This is a genomic window from Robertkochia marina, from assembly GCF_004799345.1.
In the GTDB taxonomy this organism is placed as follows: domain Bacteria; phylum Bacteroidota; class Bacteroidia; order Flavobacteriales; family Flavobacteriaceae; genus Robertkochia; species Robertkochia marina.
The window spans coordinates 606,260-626,832 of sequence record NZ_SSMC01000003.1 but is presented as its reverse complement, the minus strand read 5'-3'; the positions used below and the strand labels follow the sequence as shown (position 1 = coordinate 626,832).

General features: G+C 44.9%; 14 protein-coding genes. 2 read left to right on the top strand and 12 right to left on the bottom strand.

Annotated elements, in window-relative coordinates; genetic code table 11:
- Positions 1-52 precede the first annotated feature (52 nt).
- From bshA to E7Z59_RS13320, 8 genes are all read right to left on the bottom strand, one after another.
- Entirely contained in the window at positions 53-1,186 is a 1,134-nt protein-coding gene (gene bshA, locus E7Z59_RS13355; RefSeq protein WP_136336830.1) for an N-acetyl-alpha-D-glucosaminyl L-malate synthase BshA, read from the bottom strand.
- A gap of 80 nt (positions 1,187-1,266) precedes the next feature.
- Positions 1,267-4,191 (bottom strand): glycoside hydrolase family 3 N-terminal domain-containing protein, encoded by a 2,925-nt coding sequence (locus tag E7Z59_RS13350; protein ID WP_136336829.1) that lies wholly within the window; start codon positions 4,189-4,191, stop codon positions 1,267-1,269.
- Positions 4,192-4,264: 73 nt separating this feature from the next.
- The gene (locus E7Z59_RS13345; RefSeq protein ID WP_136336828.1) at positions 4,265-4,750 is read right to left on the bottom strand and encodes an ABC transporter ATPase; all 486 of its coding nucleotides are present in this window, start codon (positions 4,748-4,750) and stop codon (positions 4,265-4,267) included.
- A 15-nt stretch (positions 4,751-4,765) separates the two neighbouring features.
- Entirely contained in the window at positions 4,766-5,557 is a 792-nt protein-coding gene (locus tag E7Z59_RS13340) for a (Fe-S)-binding protein (RefSeq protein WP_136336827.1), read from the bottom strand.
- Positions 5,558-5,603: 46 nt separating this feature from the next.
- The gene (locus E7Z59_RS13335; protein WP_136336826.1) at positions 5,604-6,050 is read right to left on the bottom strand and encodes an HAD family acid phosphatase; all 447 of its coding nucleotides are present in this window, start codon (positions 6,048-6,050) and stop codon (positions 5,604-5,606) included.
- Positions 6,051-6,074: 24 nt separating this feature from the next.
- The gene (locus E7Z59_RS13330; protein ID WP_136336825.1) at positions 6,075-7,403 is read right to left on the bottom strand and encodes a (Fe-S)-binding protein; all 1,329 of its coding nucleotides are present in this window, start codon (positions 7,401-7,403) and stop codon (positions 6,075-6,077) included.
- A gap of 30 nt (positions 7,404-7,433) precedes the next feature.
- Complete coding sequence (locus E7Z59_RS13325; RefSeq protein WP_136336824.1) at positions 7,434-8,381, bottom strand: MlaD family protein; 948 nt, start codon at positions 8,379-8,381, stop codon at positions 7,434-7,436.
- 57 nt (positions 8,382-8,438) lie between these two features.
- On the bottom strand, positions 8,439-9,587 hold the full coding sequence (locus E7Z59_RS13320) for an N-acetylmuramoyl-L-alanine amidase (protein ID WP_136336823.1): 1,149 nt from the start codon (positions 9,585-9,587) through the stop codon (positions 8,439-8,441).
- Between the two features lie 214 nt (positions 9,588-9,801).
- Here E7Z59_RS13320 and E7Z59_RS13315 point away from each other — a divergent pair, with 214 nt between their 5' ends.
- Both E7Z59_RS13315 and E7Z59_RS13310 read left to right on the top strand, forming a co-directional pair.
- Positions 9,802-12,393 carry a putative LPS assembly protein LptD gene (locus tag E7Z59_RS13315; RefSeq protein ID WP_242015674.1) on the top strand — a complete coding sequence of 864 codons (2,592 nt, stop codon included), beginning with the start codon at positions 9,802-9,804 and terminating at the stop codon, positions 12,391-12,393.
- A gap of 20 nt (positions 12,394-12,413) precedes the next feature.
- The gene (locus E7Z59_RS13310; protein WP_136336822.1) at positions 12,414-12,794 is read left to right on the top strand and encodes a Rid family detoxifying hydrolase; all 381 of its coding nucleotides are present in this window, start codon (positions 12,414-12,416) and stop codon (positions 12,792-12,794) included.
- Positions 12,795-12,850: 56 nt separating this feature from the next.
- Here the strand turns inward: E7Z59_RS13310 and E7Z59_RS13305 are convergent, their stop codons facing one another.
- The 4 genes from E7Z59_RS13305 to E7Z59_RS13290 all read right to left on the bottom strand — a co-directional run bounded on the left by E7Z59_RS13305 (position 12,851) and on the right by E7Z59_RS13290 (position 20,521).
- The gene (locus E7Z59_RS13305; protein ID WP_136336821.1) at positions 12,851-13,705 is read right to left on the bottom strand and encodes an N-acetylglucosamine kinase; all 855 of its coding nucleotides are present in this window, start codon (positions 13,703-13,705) and stop codon (positions 12,851-12,853) included.
- A gap of 73 nt (positions 13,706-13,778) precedes the next feature.
- Positions 13,779-14,780: a type I glyceraldehyde-3-phosphate dehydrogenase gene (gene gap, locus E7Z59_RS13300; RefSeq protein ID WP_136336820.1), complete on the bottom strand. Its 1,002-nt coding sequence runs from the start codon at positions 14,778-14,780 to the stop codon at positions 13,779-13,781.
- Between the two features lie 27 nt (positions 14,781-14,807).
- Entirely contained in the window at positions 14,808-15,794 is a 987-nt protein-coding gene (pfkA, locus tag E7Z59_RS13295; RefSeq protein WP_136336819.1) for a 6-phosphofructokinase, read from the bottom strand.
- Between the two features lie 287 nt (positions 15,795-16,081).
- Positions 16,082-20,521, bottom strand: coding sequence for a translocation/assembly module TamB domain-containing protein (locus tag E7Z59_RS13290; RefSeq protein ID WP_242015675.1), 4,440 nt, complete (start codon positions 20,519-20,521; stop codon positions 16,082-16,084).
- Between the last annotated feature and the right edge of the window lie 52 nt (positions 20,522-20,573).

The following is a 20,573-nucleotide window of genomic DNA, read 5'->3' as shown; positions in this document are numbered from 1 at the left end:
AGTAATAACTCGACAGGAAGTCTGAATTACTCACTCATTAACTTCCAGCAGCCTACAAACAAACCTCGGCAAACGCCCTTTCGTACAAGGCCTCATACATATCTACCACCTTGTCGATATCAAATTTTGCAGCCTGGGCAATGGCCTGCTGCTTAAAACGCTCAAGGGTGGCCGGATCTCTTAAGATGGAAAGACTCTTTTCGGCCATGTCATCGCAATCGCCTACCTCACAGAGATAACCGCTATAGCCGTGTTCGTTTACCTCGGGGATACCGCCGGTGTCACTCGAGACCACAGGAACCCCGTTGGCCATGGCCTCCAAGGCAGCGAGTCCGAAGCTTTCGGTTTCGGATGGAAGTAAGAACAGGTCAGAATAGCCAAGGATCTGATCTACCTCGTTGCTGTTCCCCACAAAGATCACCTTATTGCCGATCCCCAGGTTTTCACATAGCTCTTCGGCCGGTTCCTTTTCGGGCCCCTCACCTACCATGATCAGTTTGGAAGGCACCTCTTTCTGGATCAGGTAGAAAGTTTTGATCACATCCGGAATTCGCTTCACTTTTCTGAAGTTACTGATATGGGTAACAATACGCTCCTCTTTGCGCGCCATCCGCTCCCGTTTGCAAACCATGGGCGGTTTTTTGTGGCGCTCACTATCTATAAAGTTAGGCACTACATGGATCTCCTGCTTTACATCAAAATGATCAAAGGTATCCTGCCGCAGGCTTTCAGAAACAGAGGTCACCAGGTCCGATTTATTGATGCTGAAAGTTACCGCAGGTTTGTAGAAGGGATGCTTACCCACCAGGGTAATATCCGTTCCGTGAAGGGTGGTTACCATGGGTAACTTTATACCCTCTTCTTCCAACATCTTTTTGGCCATATACCCTGCATAGGCATGGGGTATGGCATAATGCACGTGGAGGAGTTCAATACCATGCATTTTTACCATGTCTACCAATTTGCTTGACAGGGCCAGCTCATAGGGCTGGTAGTGAAACAAAGGATACTCAGGAACGTTTACTTCATGAAAATGGATATTCTTATCAAGGAGTTCCAGGCGTACGGGCTGCCTGTAGGTAATAAAATGGATCTCATGCCCACGGGTAGCCAAGGCCATCCCTAATTCTGTTGCCACTACTCCACTACCCCCAAAAGTAGGGTAACATACAATACCTATTTTCATATTCTGATTTTTGTAAACCCCTTTCCTGTTCGGTTGAACCTTGAAGAAGCTTAACAAAAATAAGTATTCTGAATGGCTTTCTAATTAATAATAGCTTCGTAAATGATCTCCTGGATAACGGTACGCGTGCCTTCTTCGATCAACTTCCTGTTTTCCATAGAGGGATAGGTCCTGTTTGACAAGAAGATATACACCAGATCTTCTTCCGGATCTGCCCAGGCATAGGTGCCTGTAAATCCGCTGTGACCAAAGCTGGTCATGGATACACACCCACAGGTAGGCCCGCTATCTCCCAGTTGGGGCTTGTCAAAGCCAACCCCTCTCCTGTTATCTTCTTCACAGAAATAACAGGTATTGAACTTGTTCAGGGTTTGGGAGGTAAAGAATCGGTCTCCTCCATAATAGCCTTTTTGCAGGTACATCTGCATGATCTTGGCAATGTCATTGGCATTACTGAACAACCCGGCATGTCCGCCTACGCCCCCCAGCATGGCAGCGGCCATATCATGAACATGACCCTGCAGGGTCTGGTAGCGGTAATAATCATCTACCTCAGACGGAACGATCTCTCCCTTTCTGAAATAGTTTAACGGCTTATAGGTGGTATAATTCATACCCAGCTTACGGTAAAACTCCTCTTGGACAACCTGGTCCAATGGCATTTTCAGCTCTTTTTCTATGAAGCGCTGTAAGAGAAAATACGGCAGGTCGCTATAGCGGTATTGCTTTACTTTAAGCAGGTCGCTCTCTTCAATGATCTTAATAATGGAATCCTGGTAATCTTCCCGCATATAGAGTTCATCAGCGATCTTTACCTTGAATTTACCCTCCGGGCGCGGACGGTAATATTCCTTGCTGGGCTTTTTGGTCCCATCATCAAGGGTATACATATAAAATGGCAGCCAAGGCTTTAAACGTGCATAATGTGATAATACCTCTATCAGGCGCAGATCTTGCTTATTGGTACCCTTCAGTTCCGGCAGCAATTCTCCAAGGCGGGATTCCAAAGAGATCTTCCCTCTCTCGGTAAGCTGCATGATCACCGGCAGGGTTGCCAGGATCTTTGTTAGCGATGCCAGGTCGTAGATATTGGTATCCACCACTCTCTGGGCATCCTGCCCGTAATCAAAGCGGCCAAAACTCTTGTTGTAGATCACCTTTCCTCTTCTGGCTATCAGCACCTGGGCACTCGGCGTTACCCCCGATCTGATGGCGCGATTGACCACAGAATCTACTTTTTTCAGGTGTTTGGAATCCATACCTACCGCCTCCGGATAATGATATCCCAGTCTTGACAAGGTGTTGGTCTGATACCCCAGGTTTTCCGGCAGCCATTCGCTGGCGGTTACCGGAAGCACCCCCTTGGTTCTTATCGCTCCAAAAATGGCTTCGGCAGAGGCCACCTGCGTCAGTTCATCATTCTGGTAACTCACGAGCAGGGCTTCAATATTTCCTATGGACTGCAACTCTTTCAGGGCATAGGGCTTTACAAACACATCGAGGATCACATCTTTCAGACGAGCGATCTCGTAGAGCCAGGTCTTTTCTTTATCGGTAAAACCGGAAGCCTTCCATGGGGTACTGGTATCCCGGTGATGCCCGATAATAACCGTTTCATAGGGCTTTAGTCGCTCCAGTAGGTCCGACAGATCATCAGAGGCGATCATATCAACCTTGGTGTATTTTCTAAGGGTGTTTAAGAAAGGGAGGTGATCACCATCTCCCATCTTTACATAGGCGATCTTCCGGTCTTCCAGGTCACGAACCGGCACTAACTGCCTGTCGTTTCTAACCAGGGTTATGGCATTCTCCATGATTTCCTTGAAAAGGGCATCATCCTCGGGTTGATGCAGGTCTTTAGCCAGGCCTTCCAAGGCAACCGGTTGGTAGTTTTGCAGCCCCACCTTGTATTTAGCCCGCAGGATCTTCTTTACCGAATAGGCCAGGCGCTCCTCGGTAATCTCTCCTTTTTCCAGGGCTTCCATTAATGCCGGGTGGGCTACCGCCACATCCTCTGACATCAATATTACATCATTACCGGCCAGGAAAGCTTTCAGGTCGGTCTTCCCTACCTTGTCATAATCAGACACCCCCTTCATACCCAGAGCGTCGGTAAATACCAGGCCATTAAATCCTAATTCTTTTTTCAAGAGGTCGTTCACCACTTTTTCTGAAAGGGAGGTCGGTAGATTCCGTTTCCGTTCCAGGGCAGGTACGTTCAGGTGGGCCACCATAACACTGGCCAGGCCTTCGTTAACGAGTCTTCGGTATGGATATAACTCTATGCTGTCTAAGCGACTTCTTTCAAAGGCCACTGTGGGCAAGGTTTTGTGTGAATCGGCATCGGTATCTCCATGCCCGGGAAAATGCTTGGCATTGGCCAGCACCCCGGCCGATTGGAGTCCTTTGGTATAGGCAATAGCCTTTTCGGCCACCTTGATCTTATTCTCCCCAAAAGAGCGATTCCCTATAATGGGATTGTTGGGGTTGGTATTGACATCTACCACGGGAGCAAAGTTTACATGAACTCCCAATCTTTTACTATGTTCTCCGATACGGGCACCCGCCTTTTCTATCAGGGAGTTATCGGTTACAGCCCCCATGGCCATATTATACGGGAATGCATAAGTAGAGTCCAGGCGCATGGATAATCCCCATTCCGCGTCAAGGGCAATCAGCATTTTTGTTTTGGAACGTTCCTGCCAGGCATTGGTGAGTTGCGCCTGCCGTACCGGACCCCCTTTGGTAAAAATGATTCCTCCGATATGATAATTATCGATGAGATCACTTATTTGTTTTTCATGCTCAGGGCCTTTATCAGAAAAAGCCTGCACCATAAAGAGCTGTCCTATCCGCTCTTCGGGAGACATGGCGTTATAAACGCTGTCTACCCATTGCGTTTGGTTTCCGCGATCATCAGCAGTTAAAGGATCTGCAGTAGTTTGACCCATCATGGTAAAAACCGATAATACGCATGTCAGTACAGCAAAAATCGTAGGTTTCATTCAGCCATCAGTTTTTAAGTGGTTCGGGGGTACCCTATGTTCGCCCCCACCTGGTGGGGTACGTTTCCCTGGTTTAATTCATAAATCTAGCATGCCAGCTGTCTCTTGCCGGCACCTCCCAATAATTCAGGTATTCTTCCTTGTTGTTTACCAGATTATTGAAAACAATGGTGTTTTGAGATACCGCCCTGTCTTTGGCCATCTTCTTAAAATCTGCCAAAGGTTTATAGGCAATATAATCTCCAGACCTGTAAGACACGTTCATCTTATCCAACAGATCTACCTCATACATTTTTTCCAGTTGCTGGATAAAATGTACCGAAGCATCTATGGAGCACCCTGTGGCTGCATTGACAGCCTGATCAAGGGCGATCACGATAAAACGCTTATACCTGATCTCAAACCCTGCTTTCAGGTCGGCTCCGTGGGCGGTCCACTGTTTCAGGAAGGTTGCCAATTGCTCGTTCAGCTTTTGAACCTCTTCCTCTGTAAACGTCCTGTTAGCCTGGTAAATCCATACTCTGGCATCTTCCGGTAAACTCTCAAAAGGAACTAACATATACTCAAATTCAGTTTATAGGTCTTGGGCATTTGCGATCAATTCCGCCACATCCAGTACCTCAATTTCATCTTCTTTCTCTTTACCCTTTACACCATCGGTAAGCATGGTATTACAGAACGGACAACCGGCGGCAACAATATCCGGCTTGGTTTCCAGGGCCTGCTCTGTACGCTCTATATTCACATCCTTATTTCCTTTTTCCGGCTCCTTGAACATTTGTGCACCTCCGGCTCCGCAACAAAGGCCTTTTTTACGGCAGTTCTTCATCTCCACCAATTCGGCATCCAGCTTTTTGATCAGGTCACGGGGAGCTTCGTATACGTTATTGGCACGCCCCAAATAGCAGGGGTCGTGAAAGGTGATACGCTTGCCCTTGAATTTTCCGCCTTCTATGGTGAGTCGTCCGTCTTCCAACAGCGACTTTAAAAACTGGGTGTGATGCACCACCTCATAGTCACCGCCCAAAGAAGGATATTCATTTTTAAGGGTATTAAAGCAATGAGGACAGGCAGTAACCACTTTCTTTATTTCATAGGCGTTCATCACCTCGATATTGGTCATGGCCTGCATTTGAAACAAGAATTCATTCCCGGCTCGTTTGGCAGGATCTCCTGTACAGCTTTCTTCTGCGCCTAATACGGCAAATTCTACTCCGGCTTTATTAAGAATACGTACAAAGGCCTTGGTGATCTTTTTTGCACGATCGTCAAAACTACCTGCACATCCTACCCAAAACAATACTTCAGGAGATTTACCGGCAGCCATCATCTCGGCCATCGTAGGAACTTTAATAGCTTCACTCATAGCAATATTTTAAAAAATTTGGTCCCTTTCGGGAAGAATTATTGTATTAATCGTGTTGTCCGTCGTCAAACACCTGTATGGTCACCTCTTTCTCCACCAGGTCTGTAAACTTACCATTATATCGGGTGGCTTTTACCAGGTGGTTATCTACCCAATGGTAGTTTCCTCCTCTTGGTTTGCCCATGACCATTCCGTGGTATTTGAACCCGTGACGCTTTAACCATTCTTCGGTAACTTCCCTGTGCTCTTCCGTACGAGAGGTAAAGAAATAAATAATGTGTCCTTCTTCATACCATTTGTTCAGTGTTTTCAACGCATCCGGATATAACTCGGCGGTAGCCATTCTTTCCGGCTCTTCGTTAGGGATATCGTCACAAATGGTTCCGTCTATATCGATAAGATAGTTCTTGATACCTTCAGGAAGCACCGGACTTACATGTTCTCCTGCTTCGAGCTTCGCCTGAAGGATCTTGGTTACTTCTTCCTTTTTCATAATTTATGCTTTTGATTATTTGGGTTATTCATCTTTCCAGTTCAGCCTGTCCATTTGGTTAAACGGCCATGGCGCGCCATTATTCTCAATATTCGACATCATATTATTCAATTCTGCAGGGGCTGCCGATTGCTCCATGACCAGGTATCTTCTCATATCCATAATGATCGATAACGGATCGATACTCACCGGACAAGCCTCTACACAGGCGTTACAAGAGGTACACGCCCACAACTCCTCACGGGATATATAATCGTCAAGCAGTTGCTTTCCATCTTCCTTGAACTCCCCTTTATTCGCATCGATGTTCTTACCTACTTCCTCCAATCGGTCGCGGGTATCCATCATGATCTTACGCGGACTTAATTTTTTCCCGGTTTGGTTAGCCGGACATTCACTGGTACAACGACCGCACTCTGTACAGGTATAGGCGTTAAGCAATTGCACCCTGTTCAGGTCTAAAACATCAGAGGCACCGAATTTCTCCGGCTCACCTTCATCATCTCCTGCTTCCGGCGCGGCAAAAGGATCGGCATTCGGATCCATCATTAACTGCACTTCCTTGGTCACCGATTCCAGATTGTTGAATTGCCCTTTGGGATTCAGGTTGGCATACCAGGTATTAGGGAAGGCCAGCAGAATGTGCAGGTGTTTAGAGAAATACAAGTAGTTCAAAAATATCAGGATCCCGATAATGTGAAGCCACCAGGCGGCGCGTTCTATGATGATCAGGGTCGATTCGCTAAGGCCTTCAAATAAAGGCAGCAGGTACTGGCTTACAGGAAAGGCTCCAGCCTGTACATAATGATCGGCTCCTAATTGCTGCAACTGCAGATCGGCACCGTTCATGGTCAGGAAAAGCATCATAAGCACCACCTCGAAATATAAGATAATATTGGCATCGTTCTTTGGCCATCCTTTCATCTCAGGCTTTATGAATCGCTGCAGCCTGATCACATTTCTTCGGGTCCAAAAAAGAATCACCGACACCAGCACTAAAAAGGCCAGGATCTCAAACGAACCGATCAACACATCATACAGTCCGCCCATAAAGGCAAAGATGCGGTGGGTACCAAAGAGTCCGTCAATAACGATCTCCAGCACCTCAATATTAATAATGATAAAACCTACGTAAACTATAATGTGGAGTAACCCTGCAATGGGACGCACTACCATCTTTTGCTGCCCCAAGGCGATCCTGGTCATATGTTTCCATCGCTCTGAAGGCTGATCATTCCGATCTATCTGCTTACCAAGTTTAATATTCCTGATAAGCTTTTTAATGTTCATAGCGAAATATCCGACTCCACCGGCCAGGACAATAGCAAAAAGTATTTGAGGTATAAGGTTCATTATTCAGATCTGTTTTTCGTAGCTGATTATTTAATATTTTTCTGCAGGGCCTTCGTATTCTTTGTTCTTCTTCCCAAAAACAGAGAAATGCACATAGCGCTTAGGATTCAGACGCATATCCTCTAACAAAAGATTCAATTGATCTGAAGCGGCACTCAGATTGGTGTACAATTCTTTGTCATTGATCAGGTTTGCCATGGAGCCATCTCCCGTTTGCATCTTGGTGATCATACCGTTAAGGTTGGCAATGGTACTCTGAAGGCTTTTTACAGTTTGCCCCACATCGGCATTGGCCAGCTCAGCACTAACCCCTGAAAGGTTCTGGGTGATCTTTTCCACCTCTGCAAGACTTCTATTCAGGCTTTGCTCATTCCTGGTCAGAAAACGGTCCAGGTTTCTGGTCACAGAATTCAGGTTGGCCATGACATCATCAAAATGTGAAATTCCTTTTCTCAGATTCTCTTTAGATGCTTCATCCATCACGTCATCCATTCCTACCAGTACCGTATCAGCACTGTTTAAAAGCGATTCCAGTTTTTCCTGTAAAGGAGTCAGACGCTGGGTAACCAGCTCGGTGATCCCGGGCTTCATGGTAGACACCAGGGTATCTCCTGAGGCAGCGGCCTCACTCCCGTCAAAAACAGGAATAATGCGCAAATTTTTACCACCTATAATTCCGGTGTCATACACTTCTACCTCACTGTTCTTAGAAAACTCAAAGTCTTTTGACACGGTAAAGGTTACCACCAGGTTTCCACGTCCGTCCACGAATCGTATATCTTTCACGGTACCTACTGAAAGACCATTAATATCTACCGAAGTACCGGGGGTTAATCCACTAACGTCTTCATATACTGCATAGAATGTCTTGCTGTTGTCAAACAGCGCACTCGATTTCAAAAAATTAAAACCAAGAACAAACAGTGCAATGCCGCCAAGGATTATAAATGCTGTTTTTAATTCTCTTGATATCTTCAAAAGGTTGATTATTTAAGGATAAGTAACAAAATTAGAAATATTTTGATAAGAAGGAGGTTAATTGGCAAGGGAATTCACCGCGGTTTCAAGGTCCATTTTCTCTCCGTTTTTGTAAGCAACTATAAAACAGGATGGAAAACCTTTGGCAGCTGCGGTACGCTGTAATTCCTGGGCCTCTTCCCAGCTGTGGGAAGCCCCGTAAAAATACCGGTACAGGTCTCCGGCTTTTTCCATACTAAGCTCGTTCAGACCGTTAAAGTTGAAGGGCTCCAGTTCCAGCTCACGGGAGCTGGCCGCGATCTGCACCTTAAAAACCACCTCGTGATCGGGGTCACTGAGCAGTTCGCGGGTGGCCGTTTCTTCAGAAACCTGAGGTACGCTGCCCTCTTCGGCACTCACCTCATAGGAGAAATCATCGCCTACAAACCCCTCTACCATATTCTTATAGGTGAATACGGCTTGTGAAACCGCCTGGGCCATCTCATTTTGGCCTTGGGCCGAATTCAGGTACTGACCTTCCGGCCGATAGGTTAAGAAACCGGTTTCTACTAATACACTGGGCATATAGGTTTGCAGCAGTACCACAAAGATATTTTGCTTTACGCCTCTGTTCTTTCTTTTAAGCCTGTTCTCAAAATTATCCTGAATAGCATCGGCCAGCAATATGCTCTGATCCAGATACTCTTCCTGCATCATGGTCAGACCTATTAATGATTCAGGGGAGTTGATATCGTAACCGGCATAGTTCAGTTCATAATCCTCCTCCAGGTAGATCACCGAGTTCTCCTTTTTAGCCACCTCCATATTGTATTTATTCCCGTTGAGCCCCAACACCCAGGTTTCGGTACCATGGGCCGAGGAGCCATGAGAATTACAGTGTACTGAAATGAAGAGATCTGCCTTGGCCTTGTTGGCAATATTACCCCTTTCTTTCAGGTCAACAAAAACATCGGTTTTACGGGTATACACTACTTTGATGGAAGGGTTTTGCTCCAGCATCTTCCCGATCTTCAACACAATATTAAGTGCAATATCTTTCTCCTTAAATCCATTACCCAGGTTGCCCGGATCATGCCCCCCATGCCCGGCATCGAGGACCACCGTAAACACCTTACCCCCTGAGTCTTCGTTAGTAGTATTTGCAAAGCTCAATGAAACACATAGCAGGCCAGCCAGAATCAGCGATAAAAAATTGTGTACCTTCATAAAAATCAAACGAAAATCAGGGCTATTATATTGGTTAAAAATTACTATAAATAATCAACGGACCAAAAAATATACGTAAGTTTGGCACGGCTAAAACACCACCTCATCAGTTACAAAAATAGGATTAAAAGCATTGCTAGCAAACAAACCACACATACTTTTAAGTCTTATATTTCTGTTTTTCAACAGTGTTATTTTCGCCCAGGAAACTCCAGTGAAACCCTTAAGGCCGGCCGAGGCTGAAAAAGACACTCTAAACATAAGTCTCCCTGCAAGCAGTGTGCCACAAGTAATTCAGGACAGTACCGCTACCGACAGCATAAAACAACCCCCGGGATATATTGCCGGCGATATTACCTATACCGCTAAGGACTATATGCAGATGTCTCGTGGTGAGAATAAGATATTTTTGTACAATGAGGCAGAGGTATACTACCAGGATTATGAGCTCAAGGCCGGGGTTATCGTAATTGATTACAATGCTAATGAGGTTTATGCAGGCCGCATTAAAGACAGCCTGGGTAACTACACCCAAACCCCTTACTTTAAACAGGGCAACAACGTGGTTGAACCTGACTCCATCCGATTTAACTTTGACACCAAGAGAGCCTTGATCTTTAATTCCCGTTCAGAGCAATCGCTGGGAGAAGCCATGAACCTTTATGCCAATACGGTAAAAAAGGAGAACGACTCTGTATACTTCCTGAAAGACGGAAAACTGACCACTTCTGAGAATTCTGAAGATCCGGACTATTATATTCGGGTGAGAAACGGAAAATTCGTGCCCAATAAGAAGATCATTGCCGGATTTAGCAATATGTACATTGCCGATGTACCTACCCCCATTGCGGTACCCTTTGCCTATTTTCCTCTGAACAGGGAAACCAGTGCTTCGGGGATCATCCTGCCCACCCCGGGACAGACCAACTTGAGGGGGTATGCTCTTCAGAACGGTGGATATTATTTTTCGATCAACGACTATGTAGACCTTGCCCTGCTTGGAGATTACTATACCAACGGAAGTTACGGAGTACGTGTAGAAAGCAGCTATGCCAAACGCTACAAATTCAGAGGGGCCCTGAGGTTTCGATATGAAAACCTGATCAACAGCCAGAGAGGATTTCCCGATTACAACAGAAGTACCATCTATAACCTTCAATGGAACCACAACCAGGACGCAAAGGCCAATCCGAATTCAAGACTGGCCGCCTCGGTTAACTTTGGTAGTTCGCAGTATTTCCAGCAATCTATCAACCAGATCAATACCGGGAATTTCCTGAACAACACCCTTCAGTCTTCGGTTTCTTACAACAAGACCTTTCCGGGTTACCCCATGGTAAACCTTAACCTTACCTCTTCGGTAACCCAGAACACACAAACGCAGTCGGTGAACCTGACCCTGCCTACCCTTCAAGCAAGTATGGAGCGGATCTTTCCTTTTGCCAACCGGTCAGGTACCAAAAAGGGGATTATCCAAAACATCAATTTCCAGTATACCGGACGCGGAGAGAACAGGATCGCCACAGTAGACAGCCTTCTTTTTACCGATCAGATGTTTGACGATGCCAAGGTAGGTTTTCGTCATACCATACCGGTTAGCACCAACTTTAAGCTTTTCAAGCATTTCAGTACTTCCATGAGTTTCAATTACAACGAAACCTGGCAGCTGAAAACTATTGATATAGGCGACTACAACCAGGAGCTGCAACTCCAGCCCAGAGACACCATCAGTGGCTTTGATCGTTTTGCCACCTATAATTTTAATGCCAGTGTTGGTACCACATTATACGGAACTTTCAATTTTAATCCGGAGGGTAAGATCCAGGCCATCAGGCATACCATAAGGCCCAATATCGGATACGGTTATGCTCCCGCCTTTGACCAATACTATGATGAATATATTGACCAAAACGGTGATGTACGTCAATTTACCCGGTTTGAAGGAGGCTTATTCGGTACTCCCGGACTGAACAATTCCAACAACCTTAATTTCGCCGTCAGCAACGTGGTCGAGGCCAAGGTTCGCGATCGCGATACTACCAAACTGGAGCCCAAGAAGATCAAGCTTCTGAACAACTTAAACTTCTCCACCTCCTACAACCTGGCGATCGACTCCCTTAATTGGAGTCCGTTGCGAATGTCGGGGAACACACAATTGCTTAACAACAAAATGAGTGTTAACTTCGGAGCAACCTTTGACCCTTATGCACTTGATAATGCCGGGAACAGGATCGATGTTTTCAACCTGGAAAACGGAGGAAGCATCTTCAGGATCACACAGGCCAACGTGAATGTGAGCTATAGTATTGACAACAGTACTTTTTCTTCAGAAAGGGAACTGGATGACAATACTGATAGCGGAGGACGGCCTGATGACCTTTTTGGAAGCGGCAGGGATTTCAGCGATAAGCGTACTTTTGGAAGGGAACGTGAAGACAGCGGTTCTGATGAGCCCATGAAACTCTACAGTGCCAAAGTGCCCTGGAATTTCAGAATGGCTTACGCAGTAACCTACTCAAATAACCGAAGGCAAAATGAGATCACCAATAATTCATTGATGGTTTCAGGAAATGTTGACCTCACCCCAAAATGGCGGGTAGGAATCTCTTCCGGTTATGATTTTAAGCAAAAAGGAGTTACCTACACCCAGTTCAGGTTTGACCGTATGATGGACAGTTGGCAGATGAATTTTCAGTGGGTTCCCTTTAGCAGCCGTGCTTCCTGGTTTTTCACCATCGGGCTGAGATCATCATTACTCAGCGACCTAAAATGGGAACAACGTCGTGAGCCGGACCGCAGACTATAAAACCATTAAACCACTTTTATATGAAAACCATTATCAAAACAGACCGGGCACCCGCTCCCATTGGTCCGTACAACCAGGCTGTACTTGCCAACGACACACTTTACATTTCGGGGCAGATAGGTATTGACCCGGCCACGAATGAACTTATACAAGGAGGGGTTGAAGAAGAGACCAAACAGGTCATGAAAAATCTTGAAGCTATCTTAAAGGCCGCGGGAATGGAATTTGAGAACGTAGTGAAGTCTACTATTTTTCTCAGCAACATTGAACATTACAGGGCCGTGAACGGTATTTACGGAGCCTACATTGCCCACGCCACCGCACCGGCAAGAGAAGCTGTAGAAGTATCCAATCTTCCTAAAATGGTGAACGTAGAGATCTCTATGATAGCTGTAAAATAAAAAGGTTGCGGCAATACCATTACCGCAACCTTTTCAGTTTTTTATATAGCCGGGCCTCACACCAGGAACGACATATGGTAATCTACCAGTCCGTCAATAGGGCGTCTTAACACCCTGCCCAGTTCCAGGCCATTCTCTTTCATGACCTCAGCTAACTCATTCTGAAGGTAGAAGGCAATACTACCCACAAAGTGAATAGGCACCTTGGAGGCTTGCTCGTATTGTTTAATGGCATTATTAATAAACAGGTTCATACCCTTTTTAATGAGCTGTTGACAATACTCCTCATCTTTGTTCTGAATCAGAAAACGGGCAAAGGTAGCCAGGTAGGTATTCGGATTCGGCATTTTGTAGAGGTTATTCTTGATGGTATCTTCATCAAGATCGTATTCTCTGGCAAATTTCGAAGCGAGCTTTTGCGGGATCTTACGGTAGTAGTAATCTCTTAAAAGCTGACGCCCAAAATAATTTCCACTACAGTCATCCATTAGAATATACCCCAGGGAAGTTACCTTCTGATAAAGTTCCTTTCCATCCCAGTAGCTGCAATTAGAGCCTGTTCCCAGAATGCAAACAATAGCATTCTCATCAGGACTTACCGTCGCATAAATGGCTGCGTAAGTATCTTCTTTTACGGTGATCTTTGCCTGGGTGAAATAATCTTTAAAAATACCCTTTAAAAAGTCTCTCATGCGCTGGGTACCGCAACCGGCCCCGTAGAAATATAATTGGGAAACTTCTTTTCGGTGTTTATACAATTCAAAGTTATTTGCCAGACGCTCATCAATGATCTCCTTGGTCAGCACCTCAGGACTCAATCCAAGGGTTTGTGTCATAAACAGCTTCTCTCCTTCATCATTGAGTGCGATCCAATCGGCCTTAGTGGCTCCACTATCTACTATTAATACCATGTCTAATATCGAGAGTAAGCCCTCCCGCCGGGCGGGAGAGCATAGTTTTTGTCTATTTTATCTGCTTTAATTCTTAAAGCGAATGCACATATTGTGCAAGGTCTACAAGCTTGTTGGAATACCCCATTTCATTGTCGTACCATGATACCACTTTGAAGAACTTAGAGTTCAGCTCAATTCCGGCATCGGCATCAAATACAGAAGTACATTTTTCTCCAACGAAATCCTGAGAAACAACAGCCTCATCAGTATATCCAAGAACTCCTTTCAGGTCGCCCTCAGAAGCTTCTTTCATTACTTTCTTGATCTCCTCATAAGAGGTTTCTTTTTCAAGTCTTACAGTAAGGTCTACCACAGATACATCAGCTGTTGGAACACGGAAAGCCATCCCTGTAAGTTTTCCAACCAAAGAAGGAATTACCTTAGTCACTGCTTTGGCAGCTCCTGTTGAAGCAGGAATAATGTTCAGCATAGCACTTCTACCTCCTCTGTAATCCTTTCTTGAAGGTCCGTCAACTGTTAACTGGGTAGCTGTTGTAGCGTGAACAGTGGTCATAAGTCCTTCTTCAATACCAAATTTGTCATTTAACACCTTAGCAATTGGTGCCAGACAGTTGGTGGTACAAGAGGCATTAGAAACGATCGTATCTGAGGCTTTTACCTCGTTGTGGTTAACACCCATCACGAACATCGGTGCGTCTTTTGAAGGAGCAGAGATCACCACTTTTTTGGCACCTGCATCAATGTGATACTGTGCGGTATCAAGGGTCGTGAAAATACCGGTACATTCTGCAACGATATCTGCACCTACCTCGTCCCACTTAAGGTTTTTAGGATCTTTCTCTGCGGTGATACGAACTGTTTTTCCGTTAACAACAAGATGTCCGTCTTTTACCTCAACAGATCCGTTAAATCTACCGTGTACAGAATCGTACTTCAGTAAATAAGCCAGGTGCTCTACATCAAGCAGGTCGTTAATACCCACCACCTCTACATCTGATCTTTCTGCAGATGCTCTGAATACGAGTCTACCAATTCTTCCAAATCCGTTTATACCAATTTTTAATGTTGACATGTGAAATAATTTTTATTCTACGATTAACTATGTGGTCATGATATCAGATACTCTGATGAGCTCTTTATCGATCTCTGATTTTCCTTTTACAGCTCTTTCCAGAGGTGTCAGATTGAGTTCATCATTACTGATCCCGACCATAAAATTTGATTTTCCTTCCAGGAGGGTCTCAACGGCTTTCACCCCCATTCTGCTGGCCAACACCCTGTCTCTGCAGGTAGGCGTACCTCCCCGCTGTACGTGGCCCAGTACCGTTACCCTGATATCATAATCAGGCATATTCTTTTCAACGTATTCTGCCAGTTGAAATACATTCTCACCGGTCTTGTCCCCTTCGGCAACAACCACTATAGAGGATGTCTTTCCGGTAACACGGCTTTTCTCTAAAGATTCCAATAAGCGATCCAAACCTAGATCTTCTTCAGGAATAAGGATCTCTTCAGCTCCGGCACCTACCCCAACGTTCAGCGCAATATGACCGGCATCACGCCCCATCACCTCAATAAAGAACAGGCGGTCGTGAGAACTCGCCGTATCCCTGATACGGTCTATAGCCTCCACGGCGGTGTTCAGGGCCGTATCATACCCCAGGGTGAACTTGGTTCCGAAAATATCGTTATCTATAGTTCCGGGAATCCCGATTACCGGATACCCGAACTCTTCGTTAAAGATCATTCCCCCGGTAAAGCTTCCGTCTCCCCCAATAACCACCAGGGCATCTACACCGTTCTTCACCAAAGAGTCATGGGCTTTTTTTCGCCCTTCCTTGGTTCTGAACTCCTGAGAACGGGCCGATTTTAATATGGTTCCTCCACGGTTGATAATGTTACGCACACTACGCGCCGACATCTCTACCATATCGCCCTCTATAAGCCCCTGATATCCGCGGTAGATCCCTATACACTTTATCTTGTGAAAAGCACAGGTTCTTACTACGGCACGGATAGCAGCATTCATCCCGGGAGAGTCTCCTCCCGAGGTCATCACTCCTATTTTTTTGATCGTTGAAGTCATGTATTTTATTTTGAGTCAGGTAAAACTACCAAAGAATTTCAAAAAAGCAGGTAAGAAATCTCCTTGTATTATTAATAATGAAAATTTCAATCGTTTTCGTTGATAAATTCTTATTAACCAAGGGCTTGTTGCTGGTATTTTTCATGAATTTCACAAAAAATGACCCGGGCAGAAATGGGGAAAACACAAAAAATGAAAAGGGACAAACAACTCTGTTTCTCACCCTTTTTCGCGATTAAAAAGGTCAGAAACTTATAGTGTAGTGTATCGGGATGGGAAGGGTATTATTAATTTTTGGAACGGATGGTAACCATACCATCGCCAAGTTTTTTTTCTTTTTTAGAAGCTGTCCCGGCATCACCGGCAGGGTTCTTTTCAGATTCAGGTTCTTTTTCCTGCCCCAGCAGCTTCTGAAAAAGCTCCCTAAAGGTATCAAATTCTACCTGATAAGACAAACCTACCCCTTGTGTATAGCCTTGCTCCTGAGCAAAGAACTGCCGAATCTCATTTTCTCGGTTAAAAATAGTCGCGCTAAGGGTACCGTCATCATTCAATAGTATCTGTACCTCTACATTACCGGCTACCACACTTTCGGAAACACCTCCGATAGGCATTCCTATTTTTCCATTCACCAGGATACGATCATTGATCTGGGTAGACACCGTTACCCCAAGTCGGTCATCGGTTACAAAGTCCTGGTTAGGATTACGTTCTCCGATCTCATAAGACACCCCTACATCAAAAACCCCGTCTCCCGAATTCAGGATCTGGTTGAACATACTGGAGGCAGTCTGCACCAGGTTACCGGTTACTGCCTGTTGGGTTAAACTCACATCATTAATGAAAGCCCCCTGGGAAAGCAATGAAAAGGCCTGCATTTCACGCTTGGTATTATCGTCAAGGCGGTATTGCAATTCTGAGTTGGTTACAGCACTGGCCGTTGGAAAGTTGATCTCATAATCAAAGGTGGGCTGCACCAGCTCTCCCAACATATTAATAACCACCTCGGTTTCGATCTTACGGGTGTATTGGGCATTATCAAGCAATACGGAAGGATTCGCATAGAGCGAATACACCGCCGTTATGTTGACATCGGCCTGCAAGGGGTCTCCATTCCAAACAATGGTTCCGTTGGGCTCCACATTAAACTTCTTGTCTATAAAGCCACCGTATTTAAAGTTGTATTCACCCCGCGAGGTTATAAAGTCACCCCACATATTGAATTTCCCGTTGGTATTGATCTCTATAAGCATGTTCCCCGCCCCGCTTCCTTTTAAAGAACTTCCCGTTTTTTCGTCAATAACGATCTCCACTTCAGCCTCAGGAGTTACATCCAGATCGAAAAAGAGCTCAAGTCCCTGCACCTCTTTTAACTCTCTGACTGTCGATTCTGACCCGTTAGACTTTTCTTTGAAGTTGATAAACGACAGGTCGCCGATCTCTGTCTCATCACTGATCGGTATCTTAAATACCGTACCTTTCTCTGTTCTGGCGTCTACCTCTATATTGAGTAACTCATCGGTAAGCCCGGTAATACTGGCCGCCCCCGAGATGAAGGCCGTACCGTAATAAAGCTCATCATTCCCGGCTTCGGTATCCAGTACCAAAAATCGGTTGCCACGGCTGGCGAGATTCAGGTCCAGGTACCAATCGCTGAACCCATTGTGATTTATGGAGCCGTCTAAGGTGGCCTGGGTCTTGTATTTTTTATCGGTAAGTACCAGATCGTTAAAGAGGATAGACTGCTTGTCGAGACCGATCCTGGCCATCTGGTTAAGATCAAGGTCAAGATTCAGGTATGGGATCTTCAGCCCGGCATTCATTAATTCTACCGTACCATTCATCTCCGGGTTCTTTAACGGACCGGTTATTTTGAACTGCCCGTGAGCAGTACCCCTGAGGTCTGAGAGCACGATGCCACCCAACGGACTGAAAGCATCCAACACAAAGCCATCAAGACGTGTATTGAGGTTTAAACGGGCTTCCTTATTTTCATAAACGATCTGCCCGATCATTAGCATACGCTCCCGGGCATCATCTACCACCTTGACATTCACATCATAACTGGTAAGGTCACGATTCCCGATAATAGAGACGAAAAAATTACCCAGTTTATATCCATTGACCTCGAAGTCGGCGATCTTCACATTGGAGGAAGGCACATAGTTATTATTGCGCTGCAGAATATTGAGGTTACCATTTATGGTACCCCTCATGTCAAGGCTGTCAATATCGGGCGTAATGTTTTCCAGGCTTACATTATTGAACTCAAGATCAATATCCTTACTGGTAGTATCGATCAAGGTACCTTCGAGGAGGATCTCTTCCTCGCCGTAATTCATCACCAATTGATCGATCACGATAGAATCAAGGGTTCGGTTGAAGGTAACTTTATTCTGGTGGTCATTCTTTTCATTGATCACCCAGTCATTACCCTTTAATCCGAGTACAGATCGCTTCAACCCTATCACTGATCGCTGGTCAGCATTAAAGGTGTGGTAAAAGTTCAGGTTGTATTCGTCGTTAAACTCATCGCCACCCTTAAACTCAGTTCGGAAAAAGAGGGTATCCTGGATCTTGGTATTGATCAAAGAGAAGTCTGATACATCATAGGAACCCGATTCTATCTTATTCACCTCAACAAAGGTGTTAAAGAGGGGGTTCTTGTTATCAATGTTTACATTCAGGGTGTCAAATACGGTACCATAGGCATCAATATGAGGCGACCTGAATATAAGTTTGAAATCGCCATCATCTGCAGACATGCTACCTTTAATAAAGGTATTCGAACCAAACCTGACCTCAGGGAAGAACACCTCAACGATCTTGTTATAGATGTTCAGGTTAAAGTCAAGATACTGCCCCTTAGAGATCTCATAAGGACTATAATTCGTATAAATACTACCAATGGAATTACTAACCAGGTTCCCCAGTTCATTCACCTTGAAAACTCCTTCTACCGTACCGGTAATAATATCAGGAGAATCAATTTTCAAGACTCTTTCTCCATCAATAAAATCAGAGGTTATATTAAAGTCGTTAAAGTAATAGGTGTCATTTTGATTCATGAACTCTGTGTTAGAAAACCGAACCACTCCTTCAAAGTCGTCCAGGTTATTCCCTACAACGTTCATATTGATACGCCCCTTAAAAATGGCAACACTGTCCCGTTGTAAAAAGTTCAGACGTTTCAGATCTGCATGGGATACGGAGGCGACAAAATTAAATTCGTTAGCTGTACCAGACAGGTCTGCCAAACCTTTAAAATCAACATCAAAATTAGGGTCCCTGGAGGTAAGACTTCCATCAAAAAGCTGATCCTTTAATATCCCGGAAACACTCAGGTCGTTATACTCATAACCGTTATAGGTAAGCTCAAAGATCTGCCCGATAATCTCTGTATTCAGCACCTCCTTCTTAAAACCACTTCCGTCAATATTCACATCCATGGAGGTTAACCCCAGCTTTGGATCTTCCAGGAATCCACCAAGATCGAAGTCGGTAAGGGAAACAAATCCGTTGTAGGCTGCCTCTTCAATATTGTCATAATTGGTAAGGGTAAGGTCGGTGTATCCTTTTCCTTTTTCTGTGGTTACAGAGATGCGGGAGTAGATATTCTCTTCATTGAGCTCTATCCTTCCTCCTACAGAGAACTGACCAAACCTTTTAAAATTCTCAGGCAGTACTTCTCCGAGAATTCGGGGCATCAATGACCGAAGCTGAAAGTAATTTGAAGACGCCTTGTCCAGGTCAGCTTCCATACTGAAGTTCCGATCACTGTTTAAGAGGTTGTGAAAAACAAAGTCGCCGGCTATTTCGGTATTACCCGATCTCAAAAAGGCATCCTTAAGGGTCAGATCATTTAAAACCCCTTCAAAAGCCGTGGAAAATGCCACCCGTTTGCCTTTCCCGAATTCATTATAGTAAAAGTTGATCTCATCAAGAGATAGCTGAGAATCGGTAAAGGCTCCTTTAAACTGAACCTTATCAAAAAATTCACTGAAATCTTCCCTGTTATAGGTCAACCAGATATCACCATTGATCTCTGAATTTTGAGTTTGCAACTCCATCCCTTCAAGGCTCATTCCTTGTTTGGTATATTGAAAATCGCCGCGAAGATGCTCCACGTTGAGTCCGCGGGAGGTATTAAAACTCAACCGGTCAATGGGCACATACACCTTTGGCCCCATTATTTTAAGGTCTTCCACCTCTGCGTTAATATCCTTCAGATCAAGAATAACAGCAGACTCTTTGTTCTTGTCTATGTATAAAAACTGTCCTCCTTCTATATCGACCTCCGGGGAGGTAAGTTCAAAGGGCGGAGCATTGGGATCTGACGGGCCGCTATCCAGCTTTTCCACAAAGACATCCAGGTTGCTATTTGTTTCCCCTTCATAAGTGATTACCTTAAAGATCAGATTCTGCGCCTCAATACCGCCAAGCTCGAGGTTACCCTCGGTCAATCGTTTGATATTTAAGAGAGAGGTTCTCAGATCTTCTGCATAGATCAGCGTGTCCTGTTTGTAATCTTCTATGTAAACATTATTCAGGGTAACATCGCCGAAGAATACTGATATTTTGACCTTCTCTACATTGATATTGGTGTTGTATTTATCGTTGAGATAGGTCGTTGCTTTTTGAGCCAGTTTCGTTTGTACCGGAGGGAGGGAGAGTATGGTACCTGTTAAAACAATAAGGCCTAACAGGACCAGGACCAAACGCAACAATATTTTTCGCAGTTTATTGATAGGGCTTTATGTTTTACCTTTGTGGTCCAAT

Excerpts from the sequence above, each read along its gene's own strand:
- bshA (WP_136336830.1), bottom strand. The coding sequence starts at position 1,186 with ATGAAAATAGGTATTGTATGTTACCCTACTTTTGGGGGTAGTGGAGTA.
- E7Z59_RS13330 (WP_136336825.1), bottom strand. The coding sequence starts at position 7,403 with ATGAACCTTATACCTCAAATACTTTTTGCTATTGTCCTGGCCGGTGGA.
- gap (WP_136336820.1), bottom strand. The coding sequence starts at position 14,780 with ATGTCAACATTAAAAATTGGTATAAACGGATTTGGAAGAATTGGTAGA.
- E7Z59_RS13320 (WP_136336823.1), bottom strand. The coding sequence starts at position 9,587 with ATGAAGGTACACAATTTTTTATCGCTGATTCTGGCTGGCCTGCTATGT.
- pfkA (WP_136336819.1), bottom strand. The coding sequence starts at position 15,794 with ATGACTTCAACGATCAAAAAAATAGGAGTGATGACCTCGGGAGGAGAC.
- E7Z59_RS13335 (WP_136336826.1), bottom strand. The coding sequence starts at position 6,050 with ATGAAAAAGGAAGAAGTAACCAAGATCCTTCAGGCGAAGCTCGAAGCA.
- E7Z59_RS13310 (WP_136336822.1), top strand. The coding sequence starts at position 12,414 with ATGAAAACCATTATCAAAACAGACCGGGCACCCGCTCCCATTGGTCCG.
- E7Z59_RS13305 (WP_136336821.1), bottom strand. The coding sequence starts at position 13,705 with ATGGTATTAATAGTAGATAGTGGAGCCACTAAGGCCGATTGGATCGCA.
- E7Z59_RS13345 (WP_136336828.1), bottom strand. The coding sequence starts at position 4,750 with ATGTTAGTTCCTTTTGAGAGTTTACCGGAAGATGCCAGAGTATGGATT.
- E7Z59_RS13340 (WP_136336827.1), bottom strand. The coding sequence starts at position 5,557 with ATGAGTGAAGCTATTAAAGTTCCTACGATGGCCGAGATGATGGCTGCC.
- E7Z59_RS13350 (WP_136336829.1), bottom strand. The coding sequence starts at position 4,191 with ATGAAACCTACGATTTTTGCTGTACTGACATGCGTATTATCGGTTTTT.